This is a genomic window from Brevibacillus sp. HD3.3A (assembly GCF_013284375.2).
Classification (GTDB): Bacteria; Bacillota; Bacilli; order Brevibacillales; family Brevibacillaceae; genus Brevibacillus; species Brevibacillus parabrevis.
In genome coordinates, this window is sequence record NZ_CP085874.1 from 3116506 (window position 1) to 3136314 (window position 19809).

Sequence of the window (19809 nt, forward strand, 5' to 3'; positions counted from 1 at the left end):
CGATTATGAGTATACATATTGGAGCGAAGCAAGGACAAATCGCAGAAACGATTTTGCTGCCTGGCGATCCGTTGCGCGCCAAATACATTGCGGAAACTTTCCTGGAAGGCGCCGAGTGCTACAATGAAGTGCGCGGCATGCTCGGATTCACAGGTACATACAAAGGCAAACGCGTCTCCGTCCAAGGAACAGGCATGGGCGTTCCGTCTATCTCGATTTACGTGAATGAACTGATGGAGTCCTACGGCGTGCAAAACTTGATTCGCGTCGGAACGTGCGGAGCGATCCAGGAAGACATCAAAGTGCGCGACGTCATCATCGCGATGAGCGCTTCTTCTGATTCGCAAGTAAACCGCTTGCTGTTCAACCAGATTGACTTTGCTCCGACAGCGAGCTTTGAACTTTTGCACAAAGCTTACCAAGTAGCCTCTGAACGCAACCTGTCGGTCAAAGTCGGCAATATTTTCACCAGCGACAGCTTCTACCGCGAAAATTTTGACCTGTACAAAAAACTGGCGACTTACCAAGTGCTTGCCGTCGAAATGGAGTCTTCCGCGCTGTACACATTGGCTGCCAAGCATAAACGCAACGCCTTGTCCATCTTGACCGTAAGCGACCACATTTTGACCGGAGAAGAGACTTCGGCAGATGAGCGCCAAACGACGTTCAACGAAATGATCGAAGTAGCGCTGGACGCAGCTTTAACGAAATAAACAAGCAAGAAACGAATGCGAAGACTGACAACCCGCTGGCAACTACATGACAGTGGGTTGCTTCATTCTGTAGCGATACCAAATGGATTTGCTAGGAGGAATGACGTGTGAGAGAGCATTATCCTGATTTTTTTGAAAGCGCATTTGCAGCAGGATTTCGTACGGAACAGGACGGCTATGAATACCGCCTTTTCTGCCAAGACATCGGCCAGCTCCAGATTCAAACAGGAAAAATCGTCGCCAATGACCCGCTAGTCATGTTTGAAACAGAACCATTTACGGAAACATTCCCGACAGGCAGCTTCCCGGTTCAACTCGCGATTGCACAAGTACAGCATTTGGATGAAGCGAAGTCGCCAGAGGAAGAATTGGAACCGGATGAGCGCGTCGCTTTGGCCCGGATTGTGTTTGCAGATAAGCCGGTAGTGAGTTGGAAAATGGCGGTCTGGGAAAACTCGGACGTCTCTCAGCTCGCACCTCATGAGTTTTTTGGCTACGGCGTTGACGCAGGCACAGGCTGCTTTATGGACGAAGTGGCATGCAAACAATTGGAGAGCAAAATGGAGCAGGATGATACATACTTCGAAACATTGATGGAGGAAATGGATCAGACGTACAAACACACACGGAACTGGCTGGTGAAAGACATGGGGGATGGCGCAAACATTGCCATGTTTTCGTCCGGCTGGGGCGATGGCAGCTACGCAAGCTATATCGGTTACGATGCAGATGGGAAAATCGTTCGCTTGTTGACGGATTTTTACGTGATAGGCTGGATGGAGTCTCCAGAAGAAGAGTAGCGATTGGCTGAGGGGATCGACAAGAGGTAGTGGAGCAAGGAAGAGAAGAGAGAGGATGGCGTAGCCTCGATTCACGCCAAACAGAGTGCCGCTTTTGCCAGGCACTCTTTGTTTTTATTTTCGTTTGCCTGGTTTTTTCTCCAAGTAGTGGGCCAGGTTATTTAGCGTATCTTCGTAGGATCTTTTTTTGGAAGAGGTGGTGGCTGCCGTCGATTTTGTTTTTACTTTTGTCATGTCGAGACCTCCAGGTGAGTGTGGTTGTTTTTTAGTCATAGTGATCTTAATTATAATATAATTTAATTTACAATAAATGTAAATATATAATTTTAAAAATATTTCATTATTTTTCGTATGGGTGAATTTTTTGGTGTTGTCTGAGGGACATGTCTTAGAGCGTGGTGGTTTGTGGTTTACGGTTCGTAGATCCAGAGCTTTCACAGATTCGGGGCTACTGAAGCTATTGTGAAAGCTTGCTTGGATTTGTTGTCATGGGATGCATCTGTTGAGCCAGCGGAAAATCGGCAATGCCGGGCATTTACACGTCTATTAGCTATTTGATGTGAGACTTTGACGGATGATGCATTTTGTCGAAGGAAAACAGTTTGGATCATGCCGGTTATTTGTGGCGGCTGTATGGCAAATGGCTGGTTATGCACGGTTGGCCTGATTTGAGTTTGTTGTTGGTGCTGGTGCTGGTTGGTCATTTTCGGCTGGGATAGGTGGTTCTTCACTGCTGTTTTGCTTGATATTATTTTGAGTCCGATAATATATATTATGTAAACTGATAAAAAGAGCAGAAATCGTTGAGACTGTTGTCTGTTAACGTAAACATTACTCCATTGGTACAAGAGTTTAAAAGCAACATCTGTACATTAAAGCAAAAGTGGTTGCATCATTTGTGCAACCACTTGAACTTGAAAAGAAGGAAATCTCTAATAGTTTAATGGATTGGATTCAATCACTGAACGCATTTTTTCCTGTTTGATCTTCGTATAAATTTTATTAGTACTGGGGTCTTTATGGCCAAGAAGTTCAGAAATAGCCAGTAGATCTGCATTTCCTTCGTTATATAGAATGGTTGCGCATGTATGTCTTAATTAGTGCCGTTTAAGTTCATTCTTATTAAACTCAGTTCATGAAATAGCATTTTCATGAACTGAGTTTCAATCATATTATAACTTTTATTTTTTGATCGTGCTTAGCATAATTAAATTTTTGGATGATTCTTTTCATTAATTATGCCTCTTATACGTATTCTTTCCTTTGCTCACCAATTTCCCCTAATGGTTTTGTTACCGATTGACCAAAACCCCCGCTACGCTCTGGGAATCCCGGATGACAGACAATAGTGTTTGTATAACCTACCCCTCCCTGTAAACATACTATTCGATGCAGACTTGAATAATAATGATATTGTTAGGTAAACAGGTAGACCCAGCACTCTCATGAACAACCATATAAGAGAGCGAACACCGTAGAAGTGTTCGCCCAAAGAGTCGTTGTGTATATGTGTCCAATTTATAGTAGTATTTCAAACGGCGGCAGGCCTGAACGAGAAAATAAAGTTATAGACTGCCGCTGTATTGTTGATCTAACGTTTCCTGTTTGTTGTATGGTTTATGAAAATTTCATTTCACTACCTAAACCTGGGCAAGCTTATCCGGGTTACGTACAGCATAGATTCGCGTAAGCTTTCCGTGTCGGAGTTGGATGAATACTGCAGCCACGGTTTCGCTCCCCAAACGGATTATGATGCTGGTCTCCCCGTTCAGAGGGACAACCTCGAAACGGAAATCTCCCTGGGAATAGGACCTTAACTTCTGGATTCCGGCGAATAGAACTCGAGCCACGAGCTCGGGTGTTTTCACCGGATGCCTGAACGCTTTTGCTTTCCCGCCTCCGTCGGCGACGAACATGACGTCTTCGGCCAACAGCGACATTAGATGATCAACGTTCCCTTGCTCCAGAGTGATGAGGAATCGGCTAACCCATTCCAATTCGATTACTTCGGCCGCAACCTGCTCATCCTCGGCGATGCCCATTTTGTTTCTTGCCCGGCTTAACAGCTTACGGCAGTTCGCCTCTTGCTTGCCGAGCAGTTCCGCAATTTCAGGGTAGTCGAAGCCTAGCGCCTCACGTAGGACAAAGACCGTCCGCTCTGTCGGCGTCAGCCGCTCGAGCAGTACAAGCATCGCGTATGACAGCAGATCCCGGCGGATGACTGTCGTCTCGAGCGATTCCGCCTCCTGCGTCCGAACCGGTTCGGGGAGCCATGGACCGACGTACAACTCCCTCTTCTTCCGTGCCGATTTCTGCAGATTGAGGCAACGATTGGTTACCATTTTGCACAAATAAGCCTTAGGCTCATCTAGACGTTCGGGATGTACTTGGCACGCCTTGACAAACACGTCCTGCACCGCATCTTCAGCGTCTGCTGCGGAACCTGTCAATTGGTATGCCAGAGTGAACATAAGCGCTCTATACTGAACGAACAATTCCTCCATCCATCATCTCACTCATTTCGGCTGTTGATTGTGGTATCTATTTGCTAGCGTAGCATGCTGCCTTTGTCCCACGCCAGTTTTCTGATTTTCCACCCCAGTTTTCCCGTTATGAACATATTAAGCCCCCACTTTCTTCCCCATACAAACCCGCGATCTTCTCCTAAGCCGATACAGAAGAAATCGATTATCGAGCTAGGGGATTTGTGAACCGGGGCAGGGCGGCCCTCCAGATCGGCCATTACGATTTTCCCCAGTTTATCTGCCTGCAGCGCACCTTCTCCGGCTCTCATCAGATCCGCCTTACCATTACTCGGATCAACGATTCTTGCACAGTCTCCGATGCTGTACACGCCCTGCGCTCCTTGGACGCGGTAACATTCATCCACCAGCACTTGACCATCCGAAGTAAGCGGCAATCCCATGCTTTGAAGGGCGGGATTCGGAATCAAACCAATTGTCCAGATACATAGACCAACGGGCAGACGATCGCCATTGCTGAGCTGCACCGCATCTTCTTCCGCCTTTGTCACTTTACGATTGTAAAGAACTTTTACGCCGCAATTGCTGAGAGCCTGATCCAATTTTATCCCGACTTTTTCGGGCCCTTCCATGAACAATCGTTTTTGTCCACTCAACAAATAAACAGAGATATCTGAGGGGTTCAGCCCTAGTGACGATGCTTCTCTCCGCATCTCAAGCGCCAGCTCGGCAGATGTCTCAACGCCGCTGATGCCCGCGCCCGCAACCGCGATCGACATCAATCTCTTTCGTTCCTCAGGATTCATCTCACTAACTGCCTTCCGCAAGTTAGTATGCCAGCGTTCCCGGATGGCCGCCGCAGCTAGCGGATCGGTCAAGGCGATGCCGCCCCGATCAGGTTCCGGTCTCCGAACGATGCTCCCGACCGCTACGACCAGAATATCATATGGCATGAGAGCATGATTACCATGCGTATCTTCATATTGAATCTGTTTTGCCCCGCTGTCCACGGACGTAACCTTGCCTTGAACGAATTCGACACCTTCTGAGAACGAATAATGTGTCCACGGAACCATAATGTCTTCCTGGCCAACAGCCGGCCGGAACAACAGCATTTTGCGCATATGACCGGATTGCTTGTCGATCAGAACAAACCGAAGACGACGTCCGTTCACCATTCCATGTGTTTCTTCCTTTATCGCTTTAAGCGAATGAAGACCTACATGGCCTCCTCCAATGATTACGCAAGTTAAGTCGTTCATCTTTCCTCAGCTCCTTAACGTTTTGCACATATAACAACGTAAGGCTCTGACTTGTGACATCGAATACGTAAGAATGGGCCGTGCTTGGCCGGAATTGGAGAACAGGAACAATAATGACCGTTGTGGAAGTCAAAAATCCGGCATTAGTCGCTTCGTCATTAATGTAATTGGAAGATAAAAGAGGTATTCAGGAACAAAAAGATGACAAGTAAGTCATCTCTTCAATCAAAGCTTCATGTTAGGATTACGCTTCTTCAAATAGCCGGTCTCCCCGATGCAGCCGTACGGCTATTTGGGCCATATGTGGCTGTTCGCGCGGAGTTGGTGCATGGGCAGCCAAATAGCGGGTTGCTGCCAGAAGCATCGTTTCACCAGCGCGAGTGGCAAAAGCGTCGCTACGCATCGCCCAGCGGTCATATTCGGCTACTGCCGCTTCGTACATTTGAAACGAATGAAATTCGGCGTCTTCGCGTAAAAGCGCATGACCCAAAGTGTTAAGCAAGGCGTCGGGATTGCCGCCAGCGTGCAGGTAGCCGGCTGTCCAGCGCGCCGCTTCTTTCACCTGCTGGCGTTGATCCAAAATTTCCAGCAGCCGCTCTGGACAAGTAGTGTCGACGGCTGGTACGGCCGAGCCATCTGGGCGGCGTGCCGCAGGGATATTCAAAAAACGATCCAAATAAATTCTGATTAGCCCGTGGTAGATCGCGCGGATGAGCAATGGATGGCTTGAGCGGCGCAAACGCTCGTGCACGGCGTGGGCATAGGTAAACGTATGCAAAACGGAGAGCCAATCCCCGAAATCATTCTGGGTATGGAAGCCAACAATCCGCTCCGCCGCGGCCAAAGCAACCAGTTGGGCCAACTGGGCCGGATGTGCGCCGGATTTCAAAAGCTCTGTCACAAGATTCACCGTTTCAAGAGGTTCGTCGCTTAACAACTGCTTCACCATTTTTTGCTCGTCTTCTGCGGAAATATTTGTATAAGGCGCGGCCAGAGGAAGACTATCCAACTGGGCGAACACTTCCTTCAGTGGAGCGACTAGATTCACTGGCGATTGCCATTGATGAAGTTCTTCGCTCCGCGTCGGATTGGCGAGAAGCCGAACCAGCGAGGTCAGTGTCTGCTCGGTATGCTCTTCGCCAATAAGGTCAATCGCTTCAAAGGCTTTATTATGGAAATCGAATGTATGGCCGCCATCCAAATAAAAGTGATCAGTCACCGCGATCAACATCATTTCCGAAAGCTGCTCCAGGGAAGCCCCTTGGCGGATCGCTGTGAGCAACACTCTTTCAGCTCCTTGTGTGTCGCGGACCTCGATACAGTTGCGGTACCATTCCGTCAGCCGCTCGAACGGAACGTCAGACTCCGGCAGCGGCTTGAGCAGATGCCGCGCCGCGGCACCGGAGCTGTTGCGAGCCACATGAAGCAGTCCTTGATAGAGGGCGAGGATCGTCCCTGCCTTATCTAGCTTTGGCAGCACATTGGCCATCGCGGTCAGGATGGTAAGTCCTGGATTCCATCCCCTTCCATAGACGGTACCGAAATGGATGCCGACCTGCATGATTTTCGCGACTGGAACGCCGGCTTCCACCAATCCGACGACAGCTTTGGCAATCACCAGCCCCAGATTTTGCTCCAGACCTTCTTGCAACCGAAGTATATGTTTCTCAATGCTGTTCGCCTGTTTAGGGTGCGGATTTACCCACACTACTCCATTCTCAATTTTGACTGCATAGGATGGAACATCGTCCGCCCACGGGTCCAATGTTCCGCCGCTACAGACGTCAAAGCGCGCATGATGCCAATGGCAGGTAAGGATCCCGTCGCACAGGCTGCCCATATGCAGGGGAAATCCCAAGTGCGGAAAGCGATTGTCTACCGCGTAAACCTGCTGCTCATGATAAAACACGGCGATCCCGCCGTGGATTAACTTGTGGCCCTTTTCTTGGATCGACGCCAGTGTACCTGCGTTGATCCAAGGCTGGCTTTGGGGTTGTTGCATGTTGAGCCCTCCTTAATATTCTGTATTTTCGAATAAATTTATCACCTACTCTTATATTTGTCAACATTTTGATCTGTAATGTATAGTAAAGTCATTGCAAATCCATCTCATGTAAAAAGAAGCAGACGCCTTTAGGCAAGCTGCTTCTTTCGTAGCGGAAGTCAATCTCACGTTGTCCCAAATGGATAGTGTTGGGAGCATATCTCATACGATTTGACTCCTTTTTCTCACCTAGACTGCTGTTTTGCAGGACTGTTCATATGATTTCTCATGAATATAAATACCAGACTCAATAGTAACGATAAAAATCCCACTAATACGACGTATTGGGTACCTAATTCGGAAATAAATAATCCACCTGCCGCTGTACCAATTGTTGTTCCTAAATTCACGGATGATAAAAATAAACCATTAGCGAAGTCAGGTGCTTCTGGAGCTGCAGACATAATCCAATATTGATTTATATTCGCCCCTATTCCAGCCAATATTCCCCAAATCAGCGTAATGAAAGCCATAGGTACGGTAAACTGTCCAAGTAGAAGTAAAACAATGTAAACGGCTCCCAACGCAAAAGGAAACGATACGACAGATTTGATCGCAGCTTGAGAAAGTAACTTCCCTGCTATAATGTTTCCAATGATGTTCGCTCCTCCGAATATGACTAACATGACGCTGATTACATTCCCGGAGGTATTCGTAACGGCTTTCAGATACTCGGCAAGATAGCTGTACACCCCAAATACTGCGGAATTTAGTAAAATGACAGCTACAATGGAAAGCCAGGTAATTGATTTTTTCAATACCGATAATTGAGCGCCGTAAGAAAGTCTTTCTTGAACAGGCATGGAAGGGAAAAATACGAATATCGCGATAAAGACGATAGCGTTTACCATTGCGAAAAAGGACATGGATACTTGAAACGAAACGGCACTGGCCAGAAAACTTGCGATGGGTACACCAAGTACCATGCCTGCAGATACTCCAACAAAAACTTTTGAAACAACTTTTGGCGCTTCTTCCTTGCGCACGGAGCTGGCGGCCATTGTAAAAGCTGCTGAAAAATAGATGGGGTGAAAAATAGCGGGAATCACTCGCGCAATGATTGCAATAGCAAAGTTCGTTGTAAATATAGCGACAATGTTACCCAGCACGAAAATACCAAGGACGAGCAACATGGCCGTCTTGCGATTTACCCCCGAAAATAACAACGGCATAGTTGGACCAGAGATGGATACAGCAAGTGCGAAGAGACTCACCAGCCACCCGGCCTTAGATATACTGATATGAAAGTGATCAGCCATGTAAGGTAATATTCCTATAACTCCCATTTCGGTATTGATGATGCCGAAAGCCCCTATGGCTAAGATGAAAATGAATAAATGATCTCGTTTAGCCAAAAAAACACCGCCTATCTTCATTGCTTGGAAGCTCTTAACAAAAGGTGGGTTAACCTGCAAAGTGGCTAACCCATTTTTCCTAGGGAACATGTATTTCGGATCATGAAAGACTACAAAGTAGATATATCCATTACGAATCGGTAGCGCACATCACTGCGCAAAACACGCTCATAAGCTTCTTCTATTTGTTCAGCGCGAATGATCTCGATTTTTGGTTCAATGCCATGTTCTGCGGCGAAGTCGAGCATCTCTTGTGTCTCGCGAATGCCACCGACAAGCGAACCGGCAATGCTGCGACGGCCCATGATTAAGGAAAACACATGATACTTATCAAGCTCGGCAGGCGCACCAACATTGACAAGGGTTCCATCTACGCGAAGCAACGACAAGTATGCATCGACAGGAAGGTTTGCAGAAACGGTATTTAATATGAGGTCAAAATGACCAGCCAATTCAGCGAACGTGGCGGGATCGTTGGTGGCAAAATACTGGTCTGCACCCAATTCCAGGGCCTCGTCCTTTTTATTCATCGACCGACTCAAAACCGTTACATCTGCACCAAGGGCATGCGCAAATTGAATGGCCAGGTGGCCAAGTCCCCCCATTCCGACAATCGCAACCTTCTTGCCCGGGCCAGCGTTCCAGTGCTTCAAGGGAGAATACGTGGTGATACCTGCACATAAAAGCGGCGCCGCCACATCCAAATTCAAAGCAGTAGGAATATGGACAACGAACCCTTCCTTTACAACGATTTTTTGGCTGTATCCTCCGTATGTTGGATTACCATCGTAGTCTAGTTGGTTATACGTGTTGATAACGCCTTTCGTACAATATTGCTCCTCTCCGCTGAGACAATATTCGCATTCTCCGCAAGAGTCAACAAAGCAGCCAACGCCAACGCGATCACCGACAGAAAATTTCGTAACTTCCGATCCGATTGCTGTTACAACTCCGGCGATTTCGTGACCCGGAACCATGGGGAAGATTCCATTCGCCCATTCGCCGTAAGCGCTGTGAATATCGGAGTGACATACGCCGCTAAACTTAATATCGATTAGCACATCATTCGGGCGAAGATGTCTTCTTTCGATAACAATCTTCTCAAACGGTGCTTTTGCACTTGGGACACTTAGAACATGAGTTTTGCACATATATTTTTCGCTCCTCTGCATTTCTGGTCAGTGTTGGATTACATAAACAAAACAAGTTGTTTAATCAACTCATGTCTATTATTATAGGTGTCAGGGAAGCACATTCAATGGTTAAAATCACGGAATTTGTTGATATTCCAACACAGCGATCGAAAATGTTGATTATCTAAGAAAGTTGGTTAAAATACGGTGGCAAAAGTAGATCGGAGAGTTCTTAAAACACAGGAAGCGATGAAAAAGGCAGTCATTGAACTGATGGCTGAAAAAAACTTCGATGAAATTACGATTCAGGATATTGCCGACCGGGCAAACATAAACCGAGGGACCATTTACCTCCACTATCGGGATAAATTTGATTTATTAGACAAACTCATAGAGGCGCACATGAATGAGCTGGGCGATATGGGCGAATGGGCTTGCAAGCTGGATTGGAGCAATGGCCTTTTACCTTTCTTCGAGTATTTTGAGAAAAACTATGTGTTTTTTGCGACGATGTTAGCAAGTAAAGGGGCGCCCTCTTTCCGCATACGGCTTTTTGATTTGATTATCGAAGGATTTAAAGGTGAGATTGACACAGAAAGCAGGAGAAATCCGGATTTTAGTGAAGATGTTGTCTTGCAATACGCCGGGAACGCTTATGTAGGTGTAATAGAATGGTGGATAAAAAATGGAATGCCTTACCCTCCCAAAGCCATGGCTAAAAAAGTGGGAGCACTGTTAGAGAGAACGCTATAATTGTGAACGCCCTAACGTGCTCCTACATTCAACGCATCGGAAAATAAAAGGTACTCAGAGGCGTGCTTATGACGCTCCTGAATACCTTTTTTTAAATCAACTACACTACGGCAATTGCTTCAATCGCTCCAGTGATTGTCCAGGCTCAGCTCTCGCTTACAGTTGGTTGGTTCAAGCTCCGTTTTGCTCATCAGCCGAAGGGCCGTAAAAACCAGGCACCGGAACGTCGAGCAGTCGCAAGTAAACCCCGAGCTGGGCACGATGATGGACCATATGACTCAAGCCGAAAGTGCGAAGCGCGATCGCCCGCGGTTGACAGAAGATGATATGATCGCCGTGGCTCAACGTCCACTCTTCGCTGAGCCATTTCTCGTCGCATTCGTCCAGCAGCTTTTCCAGCTTGCCGATGTTCCCGTCGAACTCCTCCAGAAATTCCTCTCGTCGTTGCAAAGCCTCCCGCTGCAGCGGTACCGTCGCAAGGTCAAACTGCGGGTATTGCAAAATCGCGAGTTGCCAGTTCAGCAAGTTGACCAGGTGTGTAGCAAGTCCGCCCAAAGTCATCGATTTCTCGTGCGGCTTCCAGTCCAGATGTTCCTCGGGCAAGCGCTCCAAAATACGGCGCGTAGCAGTCAGCTCGCGCATAGCGTCGCCAAAGATCAGTTGTTTTGTCATATATTCATCTCCTCCCTGTTTGGCAAGCATACTACAAAGTTGGACAAGTGGGAATCATTTAGGAACAGGGCTTGCTTCTCCCTGCTCCTTTTTGTTTTATACACTACCTCAAATATTTACCTGTGATCGACTGCTCCGCTTCGACGATTTGCTCCGGTGTGCCCTCAAACACTACCTGGCCGCCCTTGCTGCCGCCGTCCGGCCCCATATCGATAATCCAGTCCGCCTGGCTGATCACGTCGAGGTTATGTTCAATGACAATCACCGTATTTCCGGTGTCCACGAGCCGATTCATGATCGCAAGAAGATGGCCGATGTCCGACATATGCAAACCTGTCGTCGGCTCGTCCATGACGTAAATGCTCCCCTTCTTGTGCAGCTCGCTTGCCAGCTTGATGCGCTGGCATTCCCCGCCTGATAGCGTGCTGAGCGGCTGTCCCAGTGTGATGTAGTTCAGACCTACATCGCTCATCGCCTGCAGCTTGCGCACGACTTCTTTTAGCTCGAAAAACTCCAGCGCCTGCTCTACCGTCATCTCCAGCACTTCTGCGATGGACTTGCCGTTCAGCTTGTAGGCGAGCACTTCTTCCTTGAACCGTTTCCCGCCGCACACTTCGCATGGCAGCTTCACACTGTCGAGGAAGGCGAGGTCGGTGTACACAACGCCCAGCCCTTGGCAGTTCTCGCAAGCTCCTTTGGAGTTGAAGCTGAACAAGCTTTGATTGACTTTGTTCGCGGAAGCAAACGCCTTGCGCACATCGTCCATAATCCCTGTGTAGGTCGCAGGATTCGAGCGCGTGGATACGCCTATCGCCGATTGGTCGATGACGATGGCATCTGGGTGCTGGCTGAGGAAAATTTCGTTAATCAAGGTGCTTTTGCCTGATCCGGCCACGCCTGTCACGACGGTCAGCACTCCGGTCGGAATATCGACACTCACATTTTGCAAATTGTGCAGCGTAGCGTCCTTGATGGACAGTTTGCCAGACGGCTGTCTGCAATCGCTTTTCAACTGGAGGGGGCGTTTCATATGGGTCCCTGTCAGTGTACCGGACGCAAGCAGTCCCTGATAGCTTCCTTCATATATAATCGTACCGCCGCGGCTTCCGGCGTGAGGCCCGACGTCGACGATATGATCCGCCACCTTGATCACATCGGGATCGTGCTCGACGACAATGACGGTGTTGCCCTTGTCGCGCAGCTTTTGCAGCAATCCGTTCAGGCGGTGTACATCCCGCGGGTGCAAGCCGACGCTCGGCTCGTCGAAAATGTACGTGACATCCACCAGACTGCCGCTCAGATGCTTCACCATTTTGACGCGTTGCGACTCGCCGCCGGACAACGTGTCCGTCTCGCGATCCAGCGTCAAATAGTCCAGTCCGATATCCACCAGATGCTGCAACCGCTCCGTCAGCGACTTGACGAGCGGCGCAACGGCGGGATCGTCGATTTCGCGAATGGCGAGGATGAGCTGTCCAACTTCCATAGCGGACATTTCCGCGATGTTGCGTCCGTTGATCCGGCAATTGAGCGTGGCTTGGCTGAGTCTCGCGCCTTTGCAACTCGGGCATGGACCTTCGGAGATGTACGGTGCCACCGCTTTTTGCGTGCGTTCGGACTTCGTCTTCACGTCCTGCTTGATGTACTTGTTGGTGAACTTCTCGATGACGCCTTCGACCGTAATGTTCGTCAGCTTCCCGGCGAAGTCCATTTTCACTTTCCTCGCTTTGCCGTACAGCAGCAGTTCCAGTTCTTCTTCCGTGTAATCGCAGAGCTTTTTGTCCGGATCAAACGAGCCTGACTGCAAGACCAACGTCCAATCCCAGCTGTCTACTTTATAGTCCGGCAACATGATAGCCCCTTCGTTCAACGACTTGGACATGTCGATGGCCTTGCTCATGTCTACGCCCAGTTTGCGGCCGATCCCGTTGCACTCCGGACACATGCCTTGCGGGTCGTTAAACGAAAACAGGTGCGCTTGTCCCACGTACGGCTGCCCCGCTCGCGAGAAAAGCAGACGGAGAATCGGCGAAATATCGGTAATCGTGCCCATCGTGGAATGGGAACCCCCGCCTAGCCGCTTCTGGTCGACAATCACGGCCATGCTCAAGTTCTCGATCGCGTCCGCATCTGGCTGGGGATAGCGCGGCAAGAAATTGCGCACGAACATGCTGAAGTTCTCATTCAGCAGTCGTGTCGATTCTGCGGCGATCGTATCGAAGACGATGGATGACTTGCCGGAGCCGGATACTCCGGTGAAGATTGTAATTTTCCGCTTGGGAATGCGCAAGGATACGTTTTTCAGATTGTTTTCTCGCGCACCCGAGATGACGATATACTCCTGATTTGCTTCGCTCATGCGCAACACCCTCCCGATCGTTTCATTTTTGCTCATCTTCTCATTGTACCATTTCTTGGGTGTGTATAGTCGAGCAAGACGCGTTTGTCTTGTTGTTTTTCTCGCCGGGAAGATCGGTCATGTGCCTGGCTCGGACAAAGCTGCTTTTCCTGTGCACAGAAAAAACGACCCTGGAAAAAGGGTCGTCCATGTTTTGCCGCTTACTTTTCCAACTCGCCATCGTCATCCGTTACCGCAAAATTGTAGTTGATCGAGCGGGTAAATGGCTCGCCGTCTTCATTGATGCCCGTTACGTCAAATGACAGATTGTACACGCCAGGCTTCGTTGGGACGGTAAAATTGCCTGTCAGCTCATCGCCTTTGATCGCGAACTTCACCTGATCGAGCACGCTGGCCTTTTCGCCGTTGAGCGAACGCGTCACATTTGCTTTTTGCAGCAAGGAAGGATCAATTTCGCTATCCCCCAGCTCCACGGAAATTTTCGCTTTGTCGCCCTGCTCGAATACTTTTTTGCTCGCTTTTACCTTCGCCTGCTCGCCGCCTTCAATCGAAGCGACCATGAAGAAGGCATCGTCCTCTCCTTCGACCTCAAGTGTCCACTCGCCCGCTTCAGGCTCAGCGATTTCAATGAAATGATGAACAGCTTCGGCGAAAATGAGAGGCTCGTCCTCCGATTCGCTCTGATCGCGCAAGTCCGCCTCGTACTCTTCGCCGGACGGGCTGATCAATGTCACCTTTGTCGCTTGCGAAGAAGTGATGGTGTCGAGATTCAGCTTTTCAATCCCGCTCTCCAGGAAAAACGTTTCTGTAGCGGTGTCCTCTACTTCGCCCCCGCGCAAAATGAAGGAGCTTTCTTCTTCTGCGGAAGCTTTTGCTTTCGTTTTGCTGACTTTGTTCGGCTGTTCCCGCAGCGTTGCCGATGCTTTTTTCAATTTGGGCTCGACCAGATTCCATGTTTGCGAAGCCTTCGCGATTTGACCGTGGGAAATGTCCTTCGTGAAGCTTTTGATCCCGTAAGGCAAACCGAGAGCAGAGTCTACAGAAACGGCGCCGTCGTCTTCACCGGGCAAAACGGCATGGGCAAACCACGTAGCGCTAAACCAGCCGTCGTCGCCTGTTCCGGCAGCCATATAAGTGGTCGTGGAGCGATTTTCGCTGCGGTTGTCGGTTTGGGAGCGGAAATTCGCCATGTATGACGTTTGCAAGGAGTACACGGCGTCGTCTTTTTTGCCGAGAATATCGGCGAGCCACCCTGCCCAGTTGCTGTAGGCCAGGTCTGCCAATTCTGAACCTTTGTTCGGCGTAGACAGCTGATGGACCACGTTTACATACGGATGTGCCCCGTAGTGGACGAGCGCGGTCTGCGTATCGATGCCGCCTTTGGAATGCGCAATGATGTTGATTTTCGAGACGCCGTAATGATCCGCCACCTTTTTGATCACTTCGGCGAGCTTGGCCCCGTTTGTCCACATGTTTCCGCCAGTGCCGTCTGCGTCTTTCAATTGGACAAAAGCGGTACGATACCCGGCGTTATACGCGGCATCGTAAAACCCGTCTGTCGTGTACCAGGTGTTGTAAGTCGAGTGCAAGCCTTGCACAAAAAGAATCACGGGTTTGTTATTCGACGCGTTGGGAGGGACAGCACCCGTGTACCAGTCGCCAAAATGGCCGTTCGGATTGTCGTCATGCAGCACAGGAGCCGGAGCTGCTGCGCTTGCGACAGTTGGGCAGACCAGTGCCGTCGTTAACGTAGCGGCTGCCAGCATTCGGGACAAAGCTTTGCGGTTCTTCATCATAACACCAACCTTAACATAGGATTTATTTGTGCCATTCCCCTTTGCTAGAAAGAGGAATGGATTGCCACCGTTTTTTCTTCCTTCAGGACATTTTGAATGATTTCGAGAATCGAACTTGTTTGGTGGTGAATGAAAAAATGGCCACCAGACACCGGGAAAAACTGGCACGCTCCCTGGCAGTAGTCGCGCCACGCCCAAATATCTTCGAGTGCAATCGTATCCTCCGTACCGTACAGCACGGTCATGTTGACAGGCACCTGGCGAGGAAGATCGGGATTCATTTCGTATGTCTGCACCGCTTGAAAATCGGCACGCAGGATCGGTAAAAACAGCTCCAGCAGCTCTTGATTTTCCAAGACGTCGTCAGGAGTGCCGCCGAGCTTGCGCAGCGCTTCGACAAACTCGTCATGCGGCAGGTTGTACGTCTTGGCAAGTTTGCCATACGCATGCGGTGCGCGAGAGGCGGACAGAAACAAGTGCTGTGGCAACAGTGCGCCCTTTTGCATCAGCTTGCGGGTCAGTTCAAATGCGACCAGTCCGCCCATGCTGTGGCCAAAAAAGGCAAACGGCGTCTCAGCCAGTGCGGGCGTGATCCGGTCGCATACATCCTCCAGCAGCTCATAAAAGCTGGTTGGCAGGAACACGTCCCGGTTCGGCTGGGGAATGTGTGGGCGCACCTCGAATGCGTCGATTTCCAAAAAGGTCGGCGGAAGTCTCGACTTCCAGCTGTAGTAGATGCCGGGAAGTCCGCCTGCGTACGGAAAGCAAAACAGCTTCATTTCTTTCCTCCCATCTTTGCTGATTGATCGATTGATAGTTTGGCAGATGGAAAACAGGGTCAGATGAGACTTGCGCTGCTTTCCGGCGCCGACAAGGCGGGAGCAGGTCTGTCCTTTCTTTGCTGTACTTCATACATGCTGGCGTACAAGCCGTTTTGCGCCAGCAATTCCGCATGCCGTCCCTGTTCCATCACTTTTCCTTCGTGCAGCACGTAAATCATGTCCGCATGCTCGATGGTCGACAGGCGATGAGCGATGACCAGGACGGTTTTTTCCTGCATGAGAGCCGCCAACGCTCGCTGCACCCAGAACTCCGATTCCGTATCCAAAGCAGAGGTTGCTTCATCCAGTAAAAGAATCGGCGCATTTTTCAGGATCGCTCTGGCAATCGCGATGCGTTGGCGCTGTCCTCCCGACAGCTTGGCCCCTCGCTCGCCTGTGCGGGTCTGATAGCCGTCCGGCAGTTCCATGATGAAATCGTGAGCGTAGGCGGCTTTGCTCGCTCTTATCACCTCTTCTTCCGTGGCGTCGAGGCAACCGTAGCGAATGTTTTCTTCGATGGTTCCCTCGAACAAAAAGGCGTCCTGCGGCACGTAGGAAATCAGGCTCCGCATCTCCGCGATGGAATATTGGCCGATCGGTTTGCCCAGCAAGGAAAGCGAACCGGCAGAAGGCGGGTAATAGCCTAACAACAGCTTCATCACCGTGCTTTTTCCGCCTCCGCTCGTCCCTACCAGCGCAGCCATTTGACCTCGCCCGACTTGCAGCGACACACCTTGGAGCACCTTTGTATCGGCGGTGTAGCCAAAGTCGACCTGCTCCATTGTCAGCATGCTGTCGTATATCCGGGTTGCGGTAGGGGTGGAAGCTGGTTCGTACCGTTTCGGTTCGAGCGGTTCCTGGAGAAAGCCGACAATCCGCGAAGCGCCTGCCAGCGAGCCTTGCAATGTCGTGATGACCTGCCCAAGCTGCAAAAAAGCCAGTGTCACCAGCATTTGCTGCTGAACCATCGCGACCAGCACACCGAGTCCGATCATTTGTTTGGCGACCATCATGATGCCAAACACAAGCATTCCCCCGAAGCTGACAAACTGGATGAAAAAGTTGGTTCCTTCCAACAGCGCGTGTTTATGTCCTTGCTTGATCGCGGACAAGGTCACTTGTTCATTGGCTTCCGTGTAGCGTGCCGTCACAACCTTCTGTAAATGAAACATCTTGATGACGGGCAAGCCTGCCAAAAAATCGCTCAGCCGTTCTGTGCCCGTTCCAAGCTGCTGCTGCATTTGGTCGCCAATGCGCCGCACCGACTTGGCAAACTGCGCATTCACGTAAAGGGTCAGCGTGCTCACGAGCAAAAGAACCGTGGCAATTTTCCCATCCAAAGCAAACATCCCGACGATCGAGCCAACCAGCGACAACATAATGATGCACAGCGTTTTCAACTGTTCGGCATACGCCCGCTCCATCAGCTGGACGTCGTTGCCCAGCCGCGACATCGTATCGCCCGAATGATGCTGCTCGTAGTAGGCGAAAGGCAAGCGGCTCAATCGCTGAAAGACAAGCAGCCGAATGTTGGCAACCACCTCGCGGACGCAGCGCCGATATATGTAGCTGAAAAAAGGCGACAGCAGACTGAACAAAAGAAACATCGCAGCCATCGTCACGATCGCTCTGGTGAGCAGTGCCGGGTCTTTCGAGCTCGCAAAGTCTGTCAAATCCTTAAACACAAATGGCAAAGCGACCAAAACAGCGGCTTGACCGATTCCATCACCGAGTAGCCCCAAAAAATACGCGCGCTTTTTCGCTTTCATCAGCGACAGCAGTTGCAGCAGCTCCTGCGTTAACTTCTGGATGAACACAACACTATACCCCCTCTGCTGCCAGCGCTTTTTGTTCATCTGTAGCAAACTGTTTTTGATACAAGCGGGTGTACACGCCGCCTTGGGCAAGCAATTCGTAGTGCGTGCCTCTTTCGACGATTTGCCCTTGCTCCAGGACAAGCACTTCATCCGCGTCTTTGATCGTGGAGAGACGATGGGCAATGACCAGCACCGTCCGATTGCGCATTACATTTTCCAGCGCTTCCTGAACGAGTGCCTCAGACTCCGTATCGAGGGCTGACGTCGGTTCATCCAGCAGCAAAATCGGTGCATCCTTCAAAAGCGCGCGGGCAATGGCAATGCGCTGTTTTTGCCCGCCGGAGAGCCGGGAGCCTCGTTCCCCGACTTTTGTTTCATAGCCTTGGGGCAGCTCCAGGATGAAATCATGCGCATTGGCCGCTTTCGCTGCTGCGATAATCTCGTCTCGCGTCGCATGCACCCGGCCGTACGAGATATTTTCCGCAATCGATACCGGGAAGAGCGTCGTATCCTGCGAAACCAGCGACAAATAATGGCGCATCTCCGCGGTATTCCAGTCGTTCAGGGAGTGTCCGAACACTTTCATGCACCCGTTGCCTGGCTCGATGCGGTAAAACCCGCACAGCAATTTCAGGATGGTGCTCTTGCCGCTGCCGCTCGCTCCGACCAAGGCAACGGTTTTGTTTGGCGGCAACACAAAGCTTACATTTTCGAGTATCTTCGTCTTTTCGTAGGCAAACGAGACGTTCTCAAACTCGACCGGAACGGCTGCTGGATCAATCGGAATAGCTGTCCGGCCATTTTCCTCCACAGGCTGCAAAAAAATGTCTTGCAGGCGCTTGGCTGCCCCGGAAGTCTCCTGGACTTGGGCAAACAGCACAGGGGCGAGTGACAGCGGCTCGATAATAAAGTGAAGCAAATAGCTGAAAATGACCAGGCTGCCCAAGCTCAGCTCCCCGGTCTGAATCAAGTAGCCACCGTAGGCGACAAAAAACAGGATCGGCGCAGAAAACAACAAAATTCCGGGAGCGGTCATCCAGGCGCGCTTTTTCTCAGCCAGTATGCCGTTTTTCAGCACCTGCTTCATGCCCGCTGCGTATTTGCGGTACATCACGTCTTCCAGTTGAAAAGCTTTCACCATGTGAATCCCGGACAAAGTGTCCTGGGCAACGGTATTGGCTTGCCCCAAATGCTCCTGCATGCGCTCGGCATACGTTTGCAAAGGTCTGCTCATTCTCCCTGTAATCACGATGGCAATGGGCAGAATCGCGACGCTGAAAATGATCAGCTTCCAATTGATCGACAGCAGCAAGGTCAGTGCCCCGGCAAACACAACCGGCAAATAGAACAGTTGGAAAAAGTGCTGCTGCAAAAAGCTTTGCAAGATTTGCGCATCGCTCGTCAAGCGAGAAACGAGATCGCCCGAATGATATTGATCCATCGTGGACATCGGGACTTTTTCGAGATGCGCCGCCATTTTGTTTTTCAAATCCCGCATGGCTCTGGCGCTAAACCGCGCGGCCGAGTATGTAATAAAATACTTCGCGAGAAAACCGACGATGGTGAGACAAAAAATGATCAGGGCGATTTGGACCAGCTTGTCAAAGTCGTTTGTATGTTCGACCATGCGCTGAATCAGGACCCCCATCAAAATGTCTGCCACCGCGACGAGCAGCGAAGCAAAGATGCAGATGACTACCCAATTTCGGTAAGGCTTGACAAACGACAATACCCAGCCGAATACGGCGCTTTTCCTTTTCCTTTTCCTTGTCTGTGGATCTTGCTTGGTAACAATCATGTG

Annotated in this window: 15 protein-coding genes and 1 pseudogene; 4 read left to right on the forward strand and 12 right to left on the reverse strand. The window is 50.1% G+C overall.

Features of this window, described 5'->3' with window-relative positions:
* Positions 1-5: 5 nt before the first annotated feature.
* The 3 genes from deoD (at position 6) to HP435_RS29080 (ending at position 2232) form a co-directional block, all read left to right on the forward strand.
* Positions 6-713, forward strand: a complete 708-nt coding sequence (gene deoD, locus HP435_RS14935) for a purine-nucleoside phosphorylase (RefSeq protein ID WP_122966507.1) — start codon at positions 6-8, stop codon at positions 711-713.
* Between the two features lie 107 nt (positions 714-820).
* Positions 821-1513: a DUF4241 domain-containing protein gene (locus tag HP435_RS14940; RefSeq protein WP_173599358.1), complete on the forward strand. Its 693-nt coding sequence runs from the start codon at positions 821-823 to the stop codon at positions 1511-1513.
* Between the two features lie 584 nt (positions 1514-2097).
* The gene (locus HP435_RS29080) at positions 2098-2232 is read left to right on the forward strand and encodes a hypothetical protein (protein WP_255679047.1); all 135 of its coding nucleotides are present in this window, start codon (positions 2098-2100) and stop codon (positions 2230-2232) included.
* Between the two features lie 213 nt (positions 2233-2445).
* On the opposite strand, the pseudogene HP435_RS29275 reads toward HP435_RS29080, so the two are convergent.
* The 6 genes and pseudogenes from HP435_RS29275 to HP435_RS14965 all read right to left on the reverse strand — a co-directional run.
* Positions 2446-2598 (reverse strand): annotated as a pseudogene (locus tag HP435_RS29275) (recombinase XerD); the annotation flags it as partial.
* Between the two features lie 555 nt (positions 2599-3153).
* Complete coding sequence (gene sigJ / locus HP435_RS14945) at positions 3154-4017, reverse strand: RNA polymerase sigma factor SigJ (RefSeq protein WP_173599359.1); 864 nt, start codon at positions 4015-4017, stop codon at positions 3154-3156.
* A gap of 44 nt (positions 4018-4061) precedes the next feature.
* Complete coding sequence (locus tag HP435_RS14950; RefSeq protein ID WP_173599360.1) at positions 4062-5258, reverse strand: NAD(P)/FAD-dependent oxidoreductase; 1197 nt, start codon at positions 5256-5258, stop codon at positions 4062-4064.
* A 244-nt stretch (positions 5259-5502) separates the two neighbouring features.
* Complete coding sequence (locus HP435_RS14955) at positions 5503-7260, reverse strand: Rieske (2Fe-2S) protein (RefSeq protein ID WP_173599361.1); 1758 nt, start codon at positions 7258-7260, stop codon at positions 5503-5505.
* A 227-nt stretch (positions 7261-7487) separates the two neighbouring features.
* Positions 7488-8678, reverse strand: a complete 1191-nt coding sequence (locus HP435_RS14960) for an MFS transporter (protein ID WP_370641075.1) — start codon at positions 8676-8678, stop codon at positions 7488-7490.
* 89 nt (positions 8679-8767) lie between these two features.
* The gene (locus tag HP435_RS14965; protein ID WP_122966502.1) at positions 8768-9808 is read right to left on the reverse strand and encodes an NAD(P)-dependent alcohol dehydrogenase; all 1041 of its coding nucleotides are present in this window, start codon (positions 9806-9808) and stop codon (positions 8768-8770) included.
* 189 nt (positions 9809-9997) lie between these two features.
* Between HP435_RS14965 and HP435_RS14970 the strand changes: the two genes are divergently transcribed.
* Positions 9998-10543, forward strand: a complete 546-nt coding sequence (locus tag HP435_RS14970; RefSeq protein ID WP_122966501.1) for a TetR/AcrR family transcriptional regulator — start codon at positions 9998-10000, stop codon at positions 10541-10543.
* A gap of 171 nt (positions 10544-10714) precedes the next feature.
* Here HP435_RS14970 and HP435_RS14975 read toward each other — a convergent pair whose 3' ends face one another.
* The 6 genes from HP435_RS14975 to HP435_RS15000 all read right to left on the reverse strand — a co-directional run bounded on the left by HP435_RS14975 (position 10715) and on the right by HP435_RS15000 (position 19806).
* On the reverse strand, positions 10715-11215 hold the full coding sequence (locus HP435_RS14975) for a DinB family protein (RefSeq protein WP_122966500.1): 501 nt from the start codon (positions 11213-11215) through the stop codon (positions 10715-10717).
* A gap of 103 nt (positions 11216-11318) precedes the next feature.
* Positions 11319-13574, reverse strand: a complete 2256-nt coding sequence (locus tag HP435_RS14980) for an ATP-binding cassette domain-containing protein (RefSeq protein ID WP_122966499.1) — start codon at positions 13572-13574, stop codon at positions 11319-11321.
* A 200-nt stretch (positions 13575-13774) separates the two neighbouring features.
* Positions 13775-15367, reverse strand: a complete 1593-nt coding sequence (locus HP435_RS14985) for an alpha/beta hydrolase (RefSeq protein WP_173597338.1) — start codon at positions 15365-15367, stop codon at positions 13775-13777.
* Between the two features lie 47 nt (positions 15368-15414).
* Positions 15415-16149, reverse strand: coding sequence for a thioesterase II family protein (locus HP435_RS14990; RefSeq protein ID WP_173599363.1), 735 nt, complete (start codon positions 16147-16149; stop codon positions 15415-15417).
* Positions 16150-16208: 59 nt separating this feature from the next.
* Positions 16209-18008, reverse strand: a complete 1800-nt coding sequence (locus HP435_RS14995) for an ABC transporter ATP-binding protein (RefSeq protein WP_173599364.1) — start codon at positions 18006-18008, stop codon at positions 16209-16211.
* A gap of 4 nt (positions 18009-18012) precedes the next feature.
* Positions 18013-19806, reverse strand: coding sequence for an ABC transporter ATP-binding protein (locus HP435_RS15000; RefSeq protein WP_173599365.1), 1794 nt, complete (start codon positions 19804-19806; stop codon positions 18013-18015).
* Positions 19807-19809 lie beyond the last annotated feature (3 nt).

Excerpts from the sequence above, each read along its gene's own strand:
- deoD (WP_122966507.1), top strand. The coding sequence starts at position 6 with ATGAGTATACATATTGGAGCGAAGCAAGGACAAATCGCAGAAACGATT.
- sigJ (WP_173599359.1), bottom strand. The coding sequence starts at position 4,017 with ATGGAGGAATTGTTCGTTCAGTATAGAGCGCTTATGTTCACTCTGGCA.
- HP435_RS14950 (WP_173599360.1), bottom strand. The coding sequence starts at position 5,258 with ATGAACGACTTAACTTGCGTAATCATTGGAGGAGGCCATGTAGGTCTT.
- HP435_RS14955 (WP_173599361.1), bottom strand. The coding sequence starts at position 7,260 with ATGCAACAACCCCAAAGCCAGCCTTGGATCAACGCAGGTACACTGGCG.
- HP435_RS14960 (WP_370641075.1), bottom strand. The coding sequence starts at position 8,678 with ATGAAGATAGGCGGTGTTTTTTTGGCTAAACGAGATCATTTATTCATT.
- HP435_RS14965 (WP_122966502.1), bottom strand. The coding sequence starts at position 9,808 with ATGTGCAAAACTCATGTTCTAAGTGTCCCAAGTGCAAAAGCACCGTTT.
- HP435_RS14975 (WP_122966500.1), bottom strand. The coding sequence starts at position 11,215 with ATGACAAAACAACTGATCTTTGGCGACGCTATGCGCGAGCTGACTGCT.
- HP435_RS14980 (WP_122966499.1), bottom strand. The coding sequence starts at position 13,574 with ATGAGCGAAGCAAATCAGGAGTATATCGTCATCTCGGGTGCGCGAGAA.
- HP435_RS14985 (WP_173597338.1), bottom strand. The coding sequence starts at position 15,367 with ATGAAGAACCGCAAAGCTTTGTCCCGAATGCTGGCAGCCGCTACGTTA.
- HP435_RS14990 (WP_173599363.1), bottom strand. The coding sequence starts at position 16,149 with ATGAAGCTGTTTTGCTTTCCGTACGCAGGCGGACTTCCCGGCATCTAC.
- HP435_RS15000 (WP_173599365.1), bottom strand. The coding sequence starts at position 19,806 with ATGATTGTTACCAAGCAAGATCCACAGACAAGGAAAAGGAAAAGGAAA.